This window comes from Ruminococcus difficilis, from assembly GCF_016680995.1.
Map to the genome: position 1 here is coordinate 1 of NZ_JAEQMG010000071.1, position 18,430 is coordinate 18,430.

The 18,430-nt window shown below is 50.6% G+C and carries 20 protein-coding genes; 8 read left to right on the forward strand and 12 right to left on the reverse strand.

The window, feature by feature from the left end:
• Positions 1-22: 22 nt before the first annotated feature.
• From JKK62_RS08205 to ilvA, 6 genes are all read right to left on the reverse strand, one after another.
• On the reverse strand, positions 23-1,294 hold the full coding sequence (locus JKK62_RS08205) for an O-acetylhomoserine aminocarboxypropyltransferase/cysteine synthase family protein (RefSeq protein ID WP_201427517.1): 1,272 nt from the start codon (positions 1,292-1,294) through the stop codon (positions 23-25).
• Between the two features lie 29 nt (positions 1,295-1,323).
• Positions 1,324-1,836, reverse strand: coding sequence for a hypothetical protein (locus JKK62_RS08210; RefSeq protein WP_186834209.1), 513 nt, complete (start codon positions 1,834-1,836; stop codon positions 1,324-1,326).
• An 80-nt stretch (positions 1,837-1,916) separates the two neighbouring features.
• Positions 1,917-2,489, reverse strand: a complete 573-nt coding sequence (locus tag JKK62_RS08215; RefSeq protein ID WP_316610457.1) for a dipicolinate synthase subunit B — start codon at positions 2,487-2,489, stop codon at positions 1,917-1,919.
• On the reverse strand, positions 2,486-3,358 hold the full coding sequence (dpsA, locus tag JKK62_RS08220; protein ID WP_186834211.1) for a dipicolinate synthase subunit DpsA: 873 nt from the start codon (positions 3,356-3,358) through the stop codon (positions 2,486-2,488). Before dpsA ends, JKK62_RS08215 begins: the two co-directional genes overlap by 4 nt.
• Positions 3,359-3,479: 121 nt before the next feature.
• Entirely contained in the window at positions 3,480-3,851 is a 372-nt protein-coding gene (locus tag JKK62_RS08225) for a RidA family protein (RefSeq protein ID WP_207752159.1), read from the reverse strand.
• A gap of 27 nt (positions 3,852-3,878) precedes the next feature.
• Complete coding sequence (gene ilvA, locus JKK62_RS08230) at positions 3,879-5,072, reverse strand: threonine ammonia-lyase (protein ID WP_186834228.1); 1,194 nt, start codon at positions 5,070-5,072, stop codon at positions 3,879-3,881.
• A gap of 412 nt (positions 5,073-5,484) precedes the next feature.
• On the opposite strand from ilvA, the gene JKK62_RS08235 reads away from it, so the two are divergent.
• The gene (locus JKK62_RS08235; RefSeq protein WP_186834212.1) at positions 5,485-5,856 is read left to right on the forward strand and encodes a metal-dependent transcriptional regulator; all 372 of its coding nucleotides are present in this window, start codon (positions 5,485-5,487) and stop codon (positions 5,854-5,856) included.
• A 69-nt stretch (positions 5,857-5,925) separates the two neighbouring features.
• On the opposite strand, the gene JKK62_RS08240 is transcribed toward JKK62_RS08235, so the two are convergent.
• Positions 5,926-7,653: a hypothetical protein gene (locus JKK62_RS08240; protein WP_201427518.1), complete on the reverse strand. Its 1,728-nt coding sequence runs from the start codon at positions 7,651-7,653 to the stop codon at positions 5,926-5,928.
• Positions 7,654-7,829: 176 nt separating this feature from the next.
• A complete protein-coding gene (gene cysK, locus JKK62_RS08245) occupies positions 7,830-8,759 on the reverse strand; it encodes a cysteine synthase A (protein WP_186834214.1) in 930 nt (309 codons plus the stop codon).
• Positions 8,760-8,910: 151 nt separating this feature from the next.
• On the opposite strand from cysK, the gene JKK62_RS08250 reads away from it, so the two are divergent.
• Entirely contained in the window at positions 8,911-9,468 is a 558-nt protein-coding gene (locus JKK62_RS08250; RefSeq protein WP_186834215.1) for a Maf family protein, read from the forward strand.
• A 52-nt stretch (positions 9,469-9,520) separates the two neighbouring features.
• Here the strand turns inward: JKK62_RS08250 and JKK62_RS08255 are convergent, their stop codons facing one another.
• The 3 genes from JKK62_RS08255 to JKK62_RS08265 all read right to left on the reverse strand — a co-directional run bounded on the left by JKK62_RS08255 (position 9,521) and on the right by JKK62_RS08265 (position 11,247).
• Positions 9,521-9,850, reverse strand: a complete 330-nt coding sequence (locus tag JKK62_RS08255; RefSeq protein WP_201427519.1) for a thioredoxin family protein — start codon at positions 9,848-9,850, stop codon at positions 9,521-9,523.
• A gap of 16 nt (positions 9,851-9,866) precedes the next feature.
• The gene (locus JKK62_RS08260; protein ID WP_186834217.1) at positions 9,867-10,862 is read right to left on the reverse strand and encodes a permease; all 996 of its coding nucleotides are present in this window, start codon (positions 10,860-10,862) and stop codon (positions 9,867-9,869) included.
• A 79-nt stretch (positions 10,863-10,941) separates the two neighbouring features.
• Positions 10,942-11,247 (reverse strand): ArsR/SmtB family transcription factor, encoded by a 306-nt coding sequence (locus JKK62_RS08265; protein ID WP_436286306.1) that lies wholly within the window; start codon positions 11,245-11,247, stop codon positions 10,942-10,944.
• A gap of 208 nt (positions 11,248-11,455) precedes the next feature.
• Between JKK62_RS08265 and JKK62_RS08270 the strand changes: the two genes are divergently transcribed.
• The 4 genes from JKK62_RS08270 (at position 11,456) to JKK62_RS08285 (ending at position 14,983) form a co-directional block, all read left to right on the forward strand.
• Positions 11,456-12,346 (forward strand): RNA polymerase sigma factor, encoded by an 891-nt coding sequence (locus JKK62_RS08270; protein WP_186834218.1) that lies wholly within the window; start codon positions 11,456-11,458, stop codon positions 12,344-12,346.
• A 57-nt stretch (positions 12,347-12,403) separates the two neighbouring features.
• Complete coding sequence (locus JKK62_RS08275; protein ID WP_186834219.1) at positions 12,404-12,907, forward strand: hypothetical protein; 504 nt, start codon at positions 12,404-12,406, stop codon at positions 12,905-12,907.
• 51 nt (positions 12,908-12,958) lie between these two features.
• A complete protein-coding gene (locus tag JKK62_RS08280; RefSeq protein ID WP_201427520.1) occupies positions 12,959-13,912 on the forward strand; it encodes a dockerin type I repeat-containing protein in 954 nt (317 codons plus the stop codon).
• Positions 13,913-14,047: 135 nt separating this feature from the next.
• Positions 14,048-14,983 carry an alpha/beta hydrolase family protein gene (locus tag JKK62_RS08285; protein ID WP_186834221.1) on the forward strand — a complete coding sequence of 312 codons (936 nt, stop codon included), beginning with the start codon at positions 14,048-14,050 and terminating at the stop codon, positions 14,981-14,983.
• Positions 14,984-15,485: 502 nt separating this feature from the next.
• Here JKK62_RS08285 and guaA read toward each other — a convergent pair.
• Complete coding sequence (gene guaA / locus JKK62_RS08290) at positions 15,486-16,439, reverse strand: glutamine-hydrolyzing GMP synthase (RefSeq protein ID WP_316611821.1); 954 nt, start codon at positions 16,437-16,439, stop codon at positions 15,486-15,488.
• A gap of 220 nt (positions 16,440-16,659) precedes the next feature.
• On the opposite strand from guaA, the gene JKK62_RS08295 reads away from it, so the two are divergent.
• Positions 16,660-17,946 carry a hypothetical protein gene (locus tag JKK62_RS08295; protein WP_201427522.1) on the forward strand — a complete coding sequence of 429 codons (1,287 nt, stop codon included), beginning with the start codon at positions 16,660-16,662 and terminating at the stop codon, positions 17,944-17,946.
• An 11-nt stretch (positions 17,947-17,957) separates the two neighbouring features.
• The coding region (locus JKK62_RS08300; protein ID WP_201427523.1) for an EAL domain-containing protein at positions 17,958-18,430 on the forward strand (473 nt) is incomplete at its 3' end.

The following is an 18,430-nucleotide window of genomic DNA, read 5'->3' on the forward strand; positions in this document are numbered from 1 at the left end:
GAATTATTATCGGATAAAATACTTAAATCTGCTCGAGAGCCTGCTTGAGATCCGCAATCAGGTCGTCGGCGTTCTCGAGACCTACGGAAAGACGGATCAGATCGGGTGCGATGCCCGCCTCAAGCAACTGCTGATCGGAAAGCTGACGGTGGGTGTGGCTCGCGGGGTGGAGCAGGCATGTTCTCGCGTCGGCAACGTGAGTCGCGATCGTCGCGAGCTTGAGGCTGTCCATGAACCTGATCGCCTTATCTCTGCCGCCCTTTACAGCAAACGCCATTACGCCGCAGGAGCCGTTGGGCAGGTACTTTTTGGAAAGCTCGTTGTACTTGTCGCCCTCGAGGTCGGGATAGTGGATCCACGCCACCTTATCCTGCTTGCTGAGGAACTCGGCGACCTTCTTCGCGTTCTCGCAGTGTCTGTTCATGCGGACATGAAGGCTCTCAAGGCCGTTGTTGAGATAGAACGCATTCTGCGGTGACTGGATAGAACCGAGGTCGCGCATGAGCTGAGAGGTCGCCTTTGTGATATAACCGAGCTTGCCGAACTTCTCGGCGTATACAAGGCCGTGATAGCTCTCGTCGGGGGTGGTGAGTCCGGGATACATATCGGCGTGTGCCATCCAGTCGAAGTTGCCGCTGTCGATGATCGCGCCGCCTACGCTGATGGCATGGCCGTCCATGTACTTTGTGGTCGAATGTGTGACGATGTCAGCGCCGAACTCAATCGGGCGGCAGTTGGCGGGAGTCGCGAAGGTGTTGTCAACGATAAGCGGAACCCCGTGGGAATGCGCGAGACGCGCGAACTTCTCGATGTCGAGAACGGTAACGGTGGGATTGGTGATGGTCTCGCCGAACAGCGCCCTTGTATTGGGACGGAACGCCTTTGCAAGCTCCTCCTCGGGCAGATCCTGATCGACAAAGGTGACGTCGATGCCCATCTTCTTCATCGTTACGCCGAGAAGATTGTAGGTGCCGCCGTAAATCGCAGAGGAAGCGACGATGTGGCTGCCTGTCTCGCAGATGTTGAAGAGCGCGAAGAAGTTAGCCGCCTGTCCGCTCGAGGTGAGCATCGCTGCGACGCCGCCCTCAAGAGCTGCGAGCTTCGCGGCTACCATGTCGTTGGTGGGGTTCTGAAGTCTGGTGTAGAAATAACCGCTCGCTTCTAAATCAAAGAGCTTGCCCATGTCGTCGCTGGAAGCGTACTTCCATGTGGTACTCTGGTAAATCGGAAGCTGGCGGGGTTCGCCGTTCTTGGGTTCATATCCTGCGTGCAGGAACTTTGTTTCAATATTCATATGTATGACTCCTTTACATTTTATATGCGTTACTTAAAAAATCCTGTCAGAAATCCCGTGAGGAAATCCGTGCCCCAGATCACAAGGCAAAACAGGATAATTATCAGGATTGCCGAGAGAATCTTGACCGTAGTGCGCTTCGCGGGGCTCATTTCGACCTGCTCCTCGCTCTCGGCTGTGTTCTCTACATCCTGCATATCTACCGTTATTTCCTCGCCCTCGGGCTTTATCGCGCCGATGCCGACGCAGATATCGTACGCCTTCTCATAGGCTGCATAAGGCACGAGGATATCCTTGTCGTTGATATCCGATCCCGTCACGGCGTCCGCGGAGAGGTTGTTTTTTCTCGCGGCAAGGTCGCTCGGGATTCCGCCGCTCTCGAGTGCGGACTGAACTCGCTGAGCCTCAAAGCCCGACGCGGACAGCAGAAACACGGGTGTATTCTCGTCCTCGATCGGATAAAGCTGCTGCGGCTTGCGGCACTCGGTGCAGATGTCAAACTTGTCCTCATGGATATGCTTGCACTTTTTACAATATTTCATCGTTAAACTGCCTTTCAAAAATATATACAATATTATTCTACCACAAAATAGCGGCAGGTACAATACCTGCCGCGCAAAAATTATTCAAACACAGGCTGCACCTGTCTGTTCTCAAGCGCCGCCTCGACGCATGGCTTCAGCTTATTGAAGTCCGCGACGAGAGAATTCGGCTTTTTGACAGGGTCGTCCTGCTTCAGGGGTACGAAGTAGATGTTCTTTGTGTTCAGCAATCTGCCGATGTTCTGCGCGGACGCGCCCAGCGCGTCGTTTGTCGCAACACAGAGCAGCACCGGCCGCAGCACACGCAGGTGGGATTTCGCCGCCATTGTAACAGATGTATCTGTCACGCCGAGGCTGAGCTTTGCGAGGGTATTGCCTGTGCAGGGCGCGATCACGAGCAGGTCGCACAGCTTTTTCGGGCCGATCGGCTCGGTCTGAACCGCCGTGGTCAGCACTCTTTTTCCCGTGATCTCCTCAGCGCGCTCTATCATCTCACTCGCCTTGCCGAAGCGCGTGTCGGTAGACGACGCGTTGCCCGACATAATAGGTATCACATCGTAGCCGTCCTCCACCAGCGCGCGCATCTGCTCAAATGCCTTTGAAAAGGTGCAAAAGGAACCGCACATCGCAAACCCAATGGTTGCCTTTGTCACCGATTTACCTCCTCGATCATTCGGAATACGGTTGTTTTGATTATTTCCCCCGCCGTTTTGGGAGCGCATTTTCCCGGCAGCGAAAGCGCGCGCTGCGCGTCTATCCTCAGGGCGCTCGCCGCGTCGAAATCCACTCCCCCCGGCAGGGACGCAAGGTCTATCAACAGCGTATCGCAGTCGGTGTTCTCCAGCAGCTCTCTGTCAAAAATCAGCTTCGGCACGGTATTGAATACGATATTATAGCCGCGGATCTCCGTCAGCTTCTCAGTATTTACAAAGTCATAACCCAGCGCCGAGATATACGCGCGGTCGGTCGAGCTTCTCGCGCTGACCGTTACCTCCGCGCCCAAAGCCTTGAGCATGCGGGCAAGGATTTTGCCTATCCTGCCGAACCCGACGACCAGACACCTCGCGCCCGCTATCGTTCCCTCGTAAGCGCTCATGGCGCACTCCACCGCGCCCTCGGCTGTCGGCACCGCGTTGAGCACCGAAAAATCGTCACGTGCCGCGTAGTCATATATCCGCGCGCTCTTTAGTGCGGGATACGCGCGTATCAATCTGTCCTTCATCGAGGCGAACACGGGCTTTTGCTTCAGGAGCTCCTGCTCCTCCTCGTCAAAATACAGCGTACTCACCGCGAACGGCGCGTTCAGGCTGCCGTCAGCCCTCACCGACGGCAGCGGCAACAGTACTGCGTCGCTGTAGCCGAGCGCCGTTCTCACGTCGGCGATCGTTATATCGCCTATACTGCGCAAATTATCGAAACCGCCGAGCATGACGCGGTAGCCGTCCTTTATCAGCGAATCCGCCAAAAAAAGCTGCCGCTTGTCGCCGCCGAGTATTCCGAAGCTTCTGATTTTATTCTGCATACATAACACCAACCGTAATCACTGTATAATTCATCATATGATACGATCGTCAGAAGGTGACTGCGCGCGGTTTAAAAACAAAAAGGCAGGCACGCAGCCTGCCTTTTATTCGTTATTAGAATTATACCTCGGCGATTACCTCGACCTCTACCAGAACATTCTTGGGCAGGGTCTTTACCGCTACGCAGGAACGCGCGGGCTTTGAGGTGAAGTAGCTGCCGTAAACCGCGTTGAACGCCGCGAAGTCGTTCATATCCGCTAGGAAGCAAACAGTCTTTACCGCCTTGTCGAGTGAAGAGCCTGCAGCCTCAAGAACATTCTTGAGGTTGTTGCAGACCTGCTCGGTCTGAGCCTCGATAGTATCAGCCTCAACCGCGCCTGTAGCAGGGTTGATAGCGATCTGACCCGAGGTGAAAACGAGTCCGTTTGCCTTTACAGCCTGTGAATAAGGGCCGATCGCGTCGGGCGCGTTCTTTGTATAAACATAATCCATGATGTATTCCTCCTGTATAACCAATAATCAAACAAGCTTGAAGCCTGCGCTTTTAAGTGCCTTAGAGATCTCGTTGACGTGCTCGAAGTTTCTCGTCTCGAGAATGATCCTCAGATACGCCGCCGTAACGTCGGTACCCTCGCCCGCTCTCTCGTGGTGAACGGAGATGACGTTCGCGCCGTGGTCAGCGATGATCTTCGATACAGCTAGCAGCTGACCGGGCTTATCCTGGAGCTGAATGCACAGAGTCTGCTGTCTGCCGCTCATGATAAGACCGCGCTTGATCACTCTGTTGAGGATCGTCACGTCGATATTACCGCCCGAAACGATGCAGACAACTTTCTTGCCCTTAACGGGGAGCTTGTTGTACATTACAGCCGCGAGAGGAGCTGCGCCCGCACCCTCGGCGATCATCTTCTGGGTTTCGATCAGCTTAAGAATCGCGGAAGCGATCTCGTCGTCGGAAACCGTTACGATATCGTCAACGTACTTGCTGATATATTCAAACGTATGCTCGCCGGGTTCCTTGACCTGGATACCGTCGGCAATCGTGGATACCTTATCGAGAGAAACGATCTTGCCCTGCTTGACGGACTCGTACATTGAGGGTGCACCCTCAGCCTGTACGCCGTAAACCTTGATATTGGGGTTCAGGCTCTTTATTGCGAGCGCAACGCCCGAAAGCAGACCGCCGCCGCCGATCGCCGCTACAACAGCGTCGACGTCGGGCATCTCGTTGAGGATTTCAAGACCGATAGTACCCTGACCGGCGATGACATTCTCGTCGTCAAAGGGGTGAATAAAGGTCAGGTTCTTCTCGTCGCGCAGACGGAGAGCTTCGTTATAAGCGTCGTCATACACGCCCTTGACCATGCAGACCTCAGCGCCGTAGCCCTTTGTAGCCTCGACCTTTGAAATCGGAGCACCGTCGGGCAGACAAATCAAAGACTTGATACCGTACTTAGTCGCGGCAAGCGCAACGCCCTGAGCGTGGTTGCCCGCTGAGCACGCGATAACGCCTCTCTCCTTCTCCTCCTCGGAGAGCTGTGAGATCTTGTAGCCTGAGCCTCTTACCTTGAACGAACCCGTGATCTGCAGATTCTCGGGCTTGAGGTAAACCTCGCAGTCGTCGGTAATAGCCGAAGCCTTTACAATGTGTGTTTGACGGATAACGTCCTTCAATACATATGATGCGTGATAAATCTTGTCAAGTGTTAACATCATGACACTTCCTTCATCTTCCAAAAATTACACTTCCACTATTCTACTCCTATTCTCTAAAAAAATCAAGTTTTTTGTTTCGCGTACTAAAGGTTCTATGAATCTTTTGTGTTTCATTTTCGCGGGAAGGGTTCATCTGAATCACACGTTTCCTATTCTCTGTCCGAAGATTGATGGTCACTGATACGGCATCGGGCATTCGTCCGCGGGCGATCCGCGTTCTAAAGGTTTTATGATTCTTATGTGTTTCATTTTCGCGGGAAGGGTTCATCTGACTCTCACGTATCCTATTCTCTGTCCGAAGATTTATGGCCGCTGAGAAACGCATTGTTACATACCCGTTACTCAAAAAACCATTGATTATTTTTTTGTTTTATGATATCATGGAATCAGAATATTTAGGAGTGATTTGATGCAGCTGAAAGAATCAGGCGAAATGTATCTTGAAACCATATATGTTCTCAGTCAGCGCAAGGGATTTGTGCGCTCTATCGACGTCGGCGAGGAAATGGGATACTCCAAGCCCAGCGTCAGCCGTGCGGTCGGAATTCTCCGCGACGGCGGCTATATCACCGTTGCCCACGACGGCGGACTTCATCTCACCGAGGCAGGACTTGAGGTCGCTCAGCGCACATACGAGCGTCACACCGTCCTCAGCGAATTCTTCATCAGGCTCGGCGTCGACGAGGAAACCGCGACAAACGACGCCTGCAAAATCGAGCACGTCATAAGCAGCAGCACCTTTGCGGCTCTGAAAAAATACCTTAACGAGCAAATGAAATAACACTTCGGCACGCATTCTGTGTGCCGTTTTTGCAGAAAAAAAGGACGGCGAGTTGCCGTCCTTAATCTTTTAATCAGAATTGTTCTTCAAATAATAAATAACAGAATCGCCGTAAATCATCATCGCCTTCTCATAAGCAACAAGATTATTCACATATTCCTTATCGCTATCGCTCAGAGAGCCGGGATTCTCCATCTGATTTTTTCTGATATAATACTCAGAAACGATACTGAAGCGTGTGGTGTTGCCGATCGGTTTTTTTTCGCTGTCCACAACCGTGAAATAAACCAAATCGCGCATTTGATTTGCTTTCAGATCCTTGTACATCACCGCATAATGATCGTTCTCACTCAGGAACTCCTCTGCGGGAATATATACGGGAACGCTGACCTCGTTGCCGTTACTGTCATAATGCAAAACTCTTACATATTTTCCCGCGGGATCGGCGATGTTAAAGTGGTATTTCATCGCGATGACGCTTCCGAGCACCAGCTGTATCCCCTTATACTCGGCTTCGGGATTATCAATTTTTCTGAATTTGTCGTCATTGACCTCTCTAATGTAGTCGTTTGTAACTTTTATTTTGGATTTCAGCTTGGCGTTTTCAACATTAACTATATTTGTCAAAGCTTTTATGTTTACATACGGACTCTTGCTCAGATCGCTGTTGATAAGTTCATCATCGTGATAGCCCTTGAAGGTCTGACCTGCCGAGCCGTAATTAAGAAGGTCAACAAAAATCGTATACCATTTTTGGTTTTTGGAATCTGTCAGAGCTTTGTAAATATAGCTCTTGACGCCTTTAGTTTCGGTACGATAGTGGGGTATTCCATTGTCGTTTGCAGAAACAGTCACCTTATATTCATCATACATACGCTGAGGATTAACTCCCTCATAGACAAACTTGTAATATTCAACACCATCGACTGTTGCTTCGCTGTTCGTCAGATCTTTGTCCACAGTGCTGTAATCATCGGAATATTTAATATTCATACGCAAATCGGTCATATCTCCGACCGCAGCCTTTTTCACATAAAACGCCGTTTTGAGGTTGACCGTAAGCTCGAGATTCATGCTGATTTCGAGATTTTTGTCATTATCAACCACAGGTACATATTTTTCATTATACGGACCCGCGTAAGCAACGGAATAGCTCTTATCAGTCACATATTCCACAGGCGAATTTTTTACAATCTGGCTCTTCGAAACAAGGTACACGGGATTGACCGTCGTCTCGCCGTCTTTGCGAAATCCCAAAGTTTTTATTTGCAGATTTACGTTCGTTTCACCTGAATTTTTTTTCACATTGAAGGTCACGGAAATAAACGCCGACTTCCCCTCACAAACGTCATATCCGTTTGTGTTGGTGCAGTTTGCCTTTATCGCTCCGATATTTCCCTCAGCAAAAGATGCCGGGTTAGTGTTAAAAATTATGCCCTTCGGTTCTCCTTTAACAAACGCGTTCTTTACAAATAAAGGTACCAGATTACCTCGATCATTCAGCTTTTCGTTAACATTCTTCGTATGGTCATACTCAAGATAATCTCTGTCATAGGTCAGTGTGAACTCACAGTTGAGCATGCAATAATTCTTCGTATTGTACCAATATGTAACCGTAACCTGATTGGAACCGGAAGCGGAACTGATTTCCATGCTTGAACCCGGAAACAGCTCCGGAATGTTTGAGGTAGCGTTCACCGTAAGTATATTTTCCGCCGCTGACGCGCTGACAGCAAACAGAGAAACAGACGAAAAAGCAAGAATCAGACATAATAAAACTGAAATACATTTCTTCATTATATATCCACCCTTCGTTTTTAATTACATAATTGTTAACTTTTATTATATCTCATAATCAACCAAAAATCAAGTAAATATGAAATGAATTCCGTCAAAATACCACTCTTGCAACGCCGCTGACCTTTTATGCCGCAAAAAAAGAAGCGGTGATTTCTCACCGCCTCGTAATACTTTTATTCCGCAAACATTGCTGTTGAGAGGTATCTCTCGCCCGTATCGGGAAGCAGAGCGACAATTACCTTGCCCTTGTTCTCGGGGCGCTTTGCAAGCTGTGCAGCCGCCCAGACAGCCGCGCCCGATGAAATACCTACAAGAAGTCCTTCGCCTCTCGCGAGGGTTCTGCCCGCAGCGAAAGCGTCCTCGTTCTCTACTGTGATAATCTCATCGTAAATCTCGGTATTGAGTGTATCGGGTACAAAGCCGGCACCGATGCCCTGGATCTTGTGAGGGCCTGCGGTACCCTTTGAGAGTACGGGAGAGCCTGCCGGCTCAACAGCGACAACCTTTACGTCGGGATTCTTGGACTTGAGGTATGTGCCTACACCCGTGAGAGTGCCGCCTGTGCCGACGCCCGCAACAAAGATATCGACCTTGCCGTCGGTATCCTCCCAAATCTCGGGACCTGTGGTGCGGATATGCGCCTGCGGATTCGCGGGATTGATGAACTGACCGGGAATGAAGCTGCCCTCGATCTCAGATGCGAGCTGATTTGCCTTTTCGATAGCGCCCTTCATGCCCTTCGCGCCTTCGGTAAGAACGATCTCGGCTCCGTACGCCTTGAGCAGATTGCGGCGCTCAACGCTCATTGTCTCGGGCATGGTGAGGATCACGCGGTAGCCTCTCGATGCTGCAACCGCCGCAAGACCGATACCTGTGTTGCCGCTGGTCGGCTCAATGATTACAGCGCCCTTCTTGAGCGCGCCTGTCGCCTCTGCCTCGTCGATCATCGCGCGCGCGATTCTGTCCTTTACGCTGCCCGCGGGATTAAAATACTCGAGCTTCGCGTAAATCTCCGCTCCGATGCCGTTATTGTCAAGATAATTGGTAAGTCTGAGAAGCGGTGTGCCGCCGATCAGGTCTGTGATATGCTGATATACTTTCATGATTGATTATCTCCTTTTGGAATAATTATAAAACCTACGTGTTTTATAGGCTTTATTATATCACCACTTTATCCGTTTGTCAATGGTTTTTATTTACTTTTTTCCCGAAACGGTGTAAAATAGTATCAGAACTCAAAAAAGGACTGATATTATGCTCATACTCGCCTCTGCCTCACCGCGCAGACAGGAGCTGCTCAAGCTCATTACCGAGGATTTCAAAATCGTACCCGCCGATATCGACGAAAGCGTCGACAAGAGCCTTCCGCTCGAGAGCGTTCCCGAACACCTCGCCGACCAAAAGGCGGCTTTTGTTAGCGCGCAATACCCCGACGACATTGTTATCGGCTGCGACACGGGCGTATTTGTCGGCAACCGAATGCTCGGCAAGCCCCACGGCAACATGGCAGCGTTCGAAATGCTGCGGCTGCTATCGGGCAGGGTTCACCGCGTGATCACGGGCTGCGCGATTTACAAGGGAAACAAAAAACTCACCTTTTCCGACGTGACCGAGGTAGAGTTCTATCCTCTTTCAAACGAGGAGATAAAGGCGTACATCATCACGGGAGAGCCTGCGGACAAGGCAGGCGCGTACGGCATTCAGGGAAAAGGTTCGCTGCTGATCAAGGGTATCCGCGGCGACTACTTCAACGTTGTCGGACTGCCCGTCGCAAAGCTGAGCAGAGCATTAAAGGATATTCAGGCTGAATAATTTATATTACAAAATCAGGGCTGACGCAGATCAAACGCGTCAGCCCTGAGCATTATCTGGATAATAATTTTACTGTTTCCTGCGGCTTGAGCACCTTGCCTGCGGACACGACCTTTTCGTTGATTACCAGCACGGGCATCGACATCGCGCCGTACTGCATAACCTTCTCCATATCGGTGATGTACTCGACCTCTATTCCGAGACCGAGGTCGCTGACCGCCTGCTTTGTGTTCTCGTACATCTGATGGCACGACTTGCAGCCCGCGCCGAGAACCTTGACGCTCGTTTCCTCAGAGAGCACCGCGTCATACTTCGCTGTCTGAGCGGTTCCCGAACAGCAGCAGGGTTTTGCTTCTTCCTTTTTACGATTGAAAAATGCCATTTTTATACCTCCGTTTTTATATCAACAAAAATTGCAGCGCGTTGAACGCGTAACCTACTATTATTATTCCCACCGTACAGATGGCGATGAAAATTCCCAGCAGCTTTGCCTTGACCGCCTTCTTGAGCATGATCATCGAAGGCAGTGACAGCGTCGTAACGCCCATCATGAACGAGAGCACTACCCCGAGCAGCGCTCCCTTTCCGAGCAAAGCCTCGGCGATCGGTATCGTGCCGAAGATGTCGGCGTACATTGGGATTCCGCAGATCGTCGCGATGATCACACCGAAGGGATTGTCGCCGCCCAGCGCGGTAATCACCCACTCCTCGGGGATCCAGTTATGAATGACCGCGCCGATTCCGACGCCTATCAGCACATATGGGAATACCTTCTTAGCGGTTGAGAGCACCTCTCCCCACGCGTATTTTAGCCTGTCTGAAAAACGAAGCTCCTCCTGCGGAATATCGATCGCCTTCGCGTTTCGGATATACTCCTGAACCTGATCCTCTAGGTGCAGCTTCTCGATCAGCGTGCCGCCCGCAACGGCGATAACAAGTCCGAGCACGACATAGACGACGGCGACCTTCCACCCGAAAATGCTCATCAGCAGCACAAGGCTGCCGAGGTCGACCATCGGCGACGAGATCAGGAACGAGAACGTCACCCCGAGCGGCAGACCCGCGCTTGTAAAACCGATAAACAGCGGTATCGACGAGCACGAGCAAAACGGCGTCACCGTTCCCAGGAGTGCAGCTATGATCCTCGCGCCCAAGCCGTTGAACCTGCCGAGCAGCTTCTTGCTCCTTTCGGGCGGAAAATAACTCTGAATATACGAGATTATCAGAATCAATACGCCGAGCAAAAGCATGATTTTGATTGTGTCATAGATAAAAAACAGGACGCTGCCGCCGATTTTGCTATCGGTGTCGAGTCCGCATAGCGTTAGCAGACTGCCTATAAGGCGCTCAAGCCACGCCATTCCGAGTATTTCATTCTGAATAAAGCTCCCCATAATACCTCCAAAATATAGATAAATCGAAATTTGTCTATTTATAGTCCATTAACAGAGCCGTGCATGAGCACGGCTTTGATCAGCAGCAGGATTCCTTCTGTTCCGTCTGCACATTTGTCAGCTGCGAGAGAATATCCACGGCGGCTTTGGCACCCTCTTGTGAAATCGAGTAGTGCATCCACTTTCCTTCCTTGCGGCCGACAACTATCCCCGAATCACAGAGAACCTTCATGTGGTGCGACATGGTGGGCTGGGTGACGCTGATTTCCTCATTGAGGCGGCAGGCGCACTTCTCGCCCGACTGCAGCAGCTTCAAAATCTTTATGCGGTTTTCATCGCAGAGCGCCTTGAACAGCTCGGCGGTTTTCTTTTCGTTCATTTCCATTTTATTCACCATATTGAAAAGTGTCTATATATATTATAATGAAATTCAGCGGCTTGTCAAGGCTAAGTTTTTCCGCTCCGATTGACAACATTGATTTTTTCTGTTATCATAGATTCAGAAAAAATTTTAAAAAAACAGCAAACCTTTTCCGAACTTCAGAGTCCTTTTTAATGAAAGGGGAAAATGAGAGGAAAGAGAAGGGATCAGCATGAACAAACAGCCTAAATATAAAATAGATAACGCAAGGCTGTCGCGCTTGGTGGCAAAGGCGCAGAACGGCAGCCGCAAGGCGATGGAGGACGTCATCAATATGGTGAGCGGATATCTGTACTACTACAGCCTGACTTTGCTCGGCGACGAGGAACAGGCAAAGGATGCGGTGCAGGATATTTTGCTGACCATTCTCAAAAAGCTCGATACACTCGACGAACCGAAGGCTTTTCTGGGCTGGATGAAAACGATTGCCGCGAACTACTGCAAAACAAAGCTCTCGCGCACAAAGGAGCATATCAGCATTGACGAGGACACATGGGAATTCGCTGATGAAAACGACCAGATCTGTCCCGAGAAATCAGCGGAAACCGAGGAGGTCTGCGGTTATGTGAGAGAAGCGGTCAGAGCGCTGCCTCAGCTTTTGCGTGAAAGCGTGATGATGTTTTACTTTAATCAGATGAGCGTAAAGCAGATCGCAGATATCCTTGAGGTCAACGAAAACACCGTGAAAAGCCGCCTGTACTCCGCGCGTCAGTCCATGAAAAAATATCTGGAGCAATACGGCGGCGCGGCTCTCGCCTCCTGCGCGGTACCGCCCGTGTCCGTGATATCGTTCAGCCTGATCCAGGGCGCGGAAAGGCAAAAGAATATTCTGATCCCGTACGCGACACAGGCAGGCGAAATCAAGGTAGCGGCTATCAATTCCTCGTCAGCGTCCGCATCATTGCCTATAAAAGCGGCGGCTGTCGGAGCTGCGTGCCTAATCACCGCCGGCGGAATCGGCGCCGCTGTGATGTCAGGAAAATCGAACGCGGATATGCCGTCCGAGCTGTTCACCGCTCCTTCCTCGCATTCATGCATGATGACTCAGCCCTCAAGCGCATAGCCGACCGAACCGACCGCCGCACAAACAACCGCTCAGACCGTTCCCGTCAGCCGCACCGTGACTGACAGCACGGAAGCCGGCACTCAGCAATCACAGGAGAATATCGCGGAAACAACCGTCTATTCCGAAAACGCGACTCAGGCACCGTCAACTCAGGCGCCGTCTACGGCTGAGCAAAGCGATACGCCGCTCTATTCGCAAATCATCAGAATTCAGGTCGCGGAAGATACATTCAGCGATTTTGACAGAATGTACTGCTTCCTCACGGACAAAACCGCGGATACCGTTTTGGCGGCCTGGGGCTCGATAAAGGGAACCATGTCCAAGATCGAAAACACGGACACCTGGAGCATTTCTCTTGCCAGACAGAATATCACGCTGTATTCAGGACACAGATACAGCGTCGTATTTACGAGCGATTGGAGCACGCAGACAGATGTGCTTGAATTCACCGCCTCGGGCAACACCAGAGAGCATGTCGCTGTGTACACCGGCGAATCCACCCCTATCAGTTATACCGCCAACACTTATTCATATAAGTATAAGTGGCTCGGAGAATAAGAGAACGGACGAAGATTTAATAAGAAAGGGTGCTTTTTTATGAAACCAGCAATGAAAAAATGCTTAACCGCTGTACTAGCCGCGACTGTGTCGGTTTCCGTTTTCAGCGTTCCGGCAAACGCAGTCGAACCTGCCGCCCATGTACTCAGCATTGATATTGACAGCGATACCTTCAGGGACGTCAGGCAGATGTACTGCTTTATCACGGACGAAACCGACAGCTCCGAAATCGTGAAATGGGGCGCCAAAAAAGGCGCAATGACAAAGGACGCGAATACCGATGTGTGGCGTTACGACCTTGACGGACACGGCATCACCTTGGATCCCGCACACTCATACACCGTTGTTTTCTCTGACAACTGGATCATTCAAACTGAGGACCTCACCATCGCAGATTATGACAGCGAAAAGGAATACACCGCCGTTTTCTCGGAAATCTTCACAATGAAATCCTTCTATTCCAAGCCTGTGTACAAATACAAGTGGCTCGGCGAGAACGAGAAACAAGCCGGAGCAGATGTTTTCAGCGTCCGCGCCGATAAGGGCGCCTACGGAAGTGACCGCACACTGACCTGTCAGGTCTATGACGAAACCGCTGAAGCCTACGTCTTGTGGTGCGGCAGAATGACCCTGGACGAAAACGCCCAGATCTGGAGCTTTGATTTCGGCAGGCACGGCATCGCGCTCGAACCCGGACACACCTATACCGTCACGTTTGGCAATGCTGAACCTCTGACAATCGATTCCTACGATCGAAGCAAGGACTACACCGACGTATTTTCTGAAGCAATAGGTAAAGATGATATCCTGTTTGGTGACGCGAACGGCGACGGTGAGGTAAATATTACCGACGTGACATTTATTCAGCTGCATCTTGCGGAACGTATCACCCTGGAAGGCGACTGCCTAACGGCCGCCGACGCAAACGGCGACGGTGAAGTAACCGTTGACGACGCTACGCAGATTCAAAAATATCTCGCCGATGAAATTGACTGTTTAGGATAGTTTTCATCCGATTAAGCATATTTTCGCGGGGAAAGAAATACTTGCGGCGCGTATCACTGCAAATTGCTTGTATATCAAAAGCGGATATGGTACACTGTTGATATGAACCACACGGAATGATAGGAGATTATCAGCATGAAAACGAAAAAACTGGTTTGCGCATTATTGGCATCAACGCTCGTCCTTCTGTCTTTATCGGCATGTCAACCCGCAAAGCCGGGCCAGACTGAAACGACAAGCTCCGCCCAAAGCAGCGACATCTACCGTATCGAGGACTACGAAAGCAGCGAGGTCTTTGACATTGCAAAGGTCAATCTCAGTGAAGCATTGTCGGATATCTGCACGTCATATCGATTCACATATCTGTCGGACGGTCTTAAAATCAACGGATATATCTCCGTTCCGAATTCGTTGGCGGCAACGCAGAAGCCAGGCAAATGCGTTCTGTTTAACCGCGGCGGAAACAGAGATTTCGGCAAGCTGGAAAATGATACTACAGCCAATATCTGCGCCGTTTGTGGCCGCATTGTCGTCGCTTCACAGTACAGGGGCGGCGGCGGGTCCGAGGGTGCCGACCAGTTCGGCGGAGACGACCTGCATGATGTTATCAAGCTGATTGATTTATGCGAGAATCATTTTTCGTTCATAGACATGGACGATTTCTGCGCTGCGGGCGCTTCGCGCGGCGGCGTGATGACATACCCTGTCGCAAGACAGGACAAAAGAATCAAGCGCATCATCGCACTCAGCGCCGAAAGCGATTTGTTTGAGGCGTATGAAAGCCGTGATGATATGAAAACCGTCCTGAAGGAAACAATCGGCTGCACGCCTGATGAAAATCCCGAGGAATACAAAAAACGCTCGGCTGTGTATTGGGCAGACGAAATCGAGGTTCCGGTGCTGATGTTCCACAGCAGACAGGACAAACGGGTTTCCTACAAGCAGGCGGAGGATTTGTACGCGAAGCTCAAAGACAGTACCGACTGCACCTTTATCACTTATGAGGACGATTCCCACGCCATCGTACATGACAAAGATTATTCCACTATCCGCAACTGGCTGAACCAGTAATAAAAATACCCCTCCCGAATGAACCGAGCGTTCACACGTGAGGGGTTTGCTATTGCCTGTTTATTGGGGAGAATGGAGATCTTTACTCCCATTCGCTCCCTGCAAAATAATCTTAACAGTATTTGTTTAAGGGTTTTAACACGGAGTATTTCTATTATTTGTATTGTAAATAAAACACAGGCTATCAAAAATTCTGTTGCCATTTTGTTGCCACGATACAAGATTATTATAGCAGAAATATGCAATAAAATCAACACTTTAAAGCGATAGCGTACACTTTTGATAATCCGTAATATCTAATTTAATTATATCTGATTTCATAATTATTTCTCACATAAAGGACACTCAAGTATTTGATTAAATCCTTTGTATTCATTCTAATTAGCCTTTCAAATATCGTAATTTAATTTTACCATAAAACCAGATAATTAGCAATAGAAAAACGCCGCCAAGCAGGAATTATCCCACTTGGCGGCATTGATTATAATTCTATATTCGAAATTTATTCCCATTCAATTGTGCCCGAGGGCTTCGGCGTGAGGTCGTAGAGCACGCGGTTGACGTTCTCAACCTCAGACGTAATGCGCGCGGTGATGTGCTGCAAAAGCTCAAACGGCACGTTCTCGACAGTAGCGGTCATCGCGTCCTTTGTGTTGACGGCGCGGATAATTACGGGATAAGCGAAGGTGCGCTTGCCGTCCTTTACGCCGACGGATTTGAAATCGGGCACAGCGGTGAAATACTGCCAGACCTTGCCCTCAAGACCGTTCTTTGCGAATTCCTCGCGGAGAATCGCGTCGGACTCTCTGACAGCCTCAAGTCTGTCGCGGGTGATAGCGCCGAGGCAGCGGACGCCTAAGCCGGGACCCGGGAACGGCTGACGGAATACCATGTTGTCGGGCAGACCGAGAGCCTTGCCGACCACTCTTACCTCATCCTTGAAAAGGAGCTTGAGCGGCTCGACCAGCTCAAACTGAAGATCCTCGGGCAGACCGCCGACATTGTGATGCGCCTTTACCCCGTCGCTCTCGAGGATATCGGGATAGATCGTGCCCTGAGCCAGAAACTCGATTCCGTCGAGCTTGCGCGCCTCTTCCTCAAACACGCGGATAAACTCGGCACCGATGATTTTTCTCTTCTTTTCGGGCTCAGCGACACCGGCTAGCTTGTCGAGAAAACGGTCAACCGCGTCGACATAGATCAGGTTCGCGTTCATCTGGTTGCGGAATACCTCGACAACCTGCTCGGGCTCGCCCTTTCTGAGCAGACCGTGGTTCACGTGGACGCATACGAGCTGCTGTCCGACCGCCTTGATGAGCAGCGCTGCGACGACCGAGCTGTCAACGCCGCCGGAGAGTGCGAGAAGCACCTTCTTGTCTCCGATCTGCTCTCTGAGCTCTGAAATCTGCTCGTCAATAAACGCCTGAGCAAGCTCGGGTGTTGTGATTCTTTCCATTGTTTCGGGTCTTACATTTCCTTGCATATCTTACCTCCGGAGTTTTTTGTGTTGATTTGATTATAACACATCCGCTCCTCGTTGAAAAGACTTTTTTCGTCAAACGCAAACATTTCTTTTGGCAATTATTCATTAAGATAACCCACATTATATGTTGAATTTTAGTCGTTTTTCGTGTATCATTATTATACAGCTTAGTATGCAAAAAGGAGGTGAGGAAATGATCCATTGGCTCAGTGATTACAACTACGACTTTGCGCTCGCGTCAATACCCGTTCAGCTGCTGATCATTTTGTTCTACAGCTTCAGGCGCAACCTGCCGATCCGTTCGAGCCACTGTTTTCTGGCGGTCATGATCTCAAATCTGACCATGACGCTCGCGGATATCGTGTCCTGCGAGATGAACGAGGTCTGGACGAGCTTTCCGATGTGGATCATGTACGCGATAAATATGCTGTATTTCCTCCCCTTCCTGATACGAGGCTGGGCGCTGTTCGCGTACACCTCAGAAGTCTGCGGAGCGTTCCGCAAGCTCGGGCGATGGTTCCGCATCGTCACACTTATACCCGTATCCGTCGGCGTGTTTCTGACTCTCTCCACTCCGTGGACGTCGGCGATATTCACGATCAACCCCGAAACAGGCTATCACAACTGCGCGCTCTACCAGACGATTTATTTCAGCACATACTTTTACATAGGCGCGTCCTTCGTTTCTCTTATCGTCGGCTGGAAGGGGCTTCGCAAGCGCAACCGCGTAGGTCTGTTCTCCTGCAACACAGCGCTTCTGCTCGGCATTATCTTCCGCAAGCTGTTTATCAACACGCTCGTGACGAGCTATTTCAGCATCATCGTTATCCTGATCATATTCTTCTCGGCGGAAAACCCCGACCTCTTCTATGACCGCCGCATAGGGCTGTTCAACAAATACGCCTTCGCCCTGATATGCGACGACTTCTTGGAAAAGAACATTCCCGTCAGCGCGATAATGGTAAGCGCTCATGACTTCGACACGGCAAAGCACCTCTACGGCGCGAATCAGATTCAACGCCAGCTTGAGCTTGTCAGCAAGCGTATCAAGGGCATCACGCCGAAAACAAATATATTTTATCTCGGCGGCGGTCGCTTTATTATTCTCAGCCGCGAGAATGCCGACACTCCCGAGCTTACCGCCCGTAAATGGAAACGGCAATTTGAGCGGCAGCTAAAGCTCAGCAACGAGACTGTTCCGATGACATTTACGGTTATGCTTATCCCCTTCGATATCCTGAAGCGCGAGATCGAGCGGATCGAGGAGCTCATAAACTTCGCGTCAGGCAGAAGCTACCACGAAAACCAGCGCGGTAACTACGCGATCACTGAAGCGATCCTCAGTAAGCTGCAGCGCGAAAAGGACATTGAGGCAGCACTCAAAAAAGCCCTTGAGCAGCACCGCGTTGAAGTATTCTTCCAGCCCATCTACTCCACCGGAGCCGACCGCGTTGTCGGTGCGGAAGCTCTGCCCGTCTGAATGACGACAACATGGGATATATCCCGCCGAACGAATTTATCCGAGTCGCCGAACGCAACGGAGATATCACGGAGCTCGGAAGGCAGATTTTTGACCGCGTGTGCCGGTTTGTCAACAATGAGAAGGTTGTCAATCAGGGCATCGAGTTCATCAACATAAACCTCTCGCCCGCCCAGTGTCTTGACGACGACCTCGCCGCCGATTTGTCGGGCATCGCGTTCAAGCACGGCGTGCCGATGAATATGTTCGACTTTGAGATCACAGAATCCTTCATCGACGACCATCAGGCGATCGTCAACCAGATGACGCGCCTGCAGGCAAGCGGTGCGGAGCTGTCGCTCGACGACTTCGGCACAGGTACCTCGAATATCGCGCAGCTCCTCAAGCTGCCGATCCACGTTGTAAAGCTCGATATGTCGGTCGTGCACTCCTACTTCAAGGGAGAGTCAAAACTGCTGCCCGACCTGATCCAGATGTTCAGAAA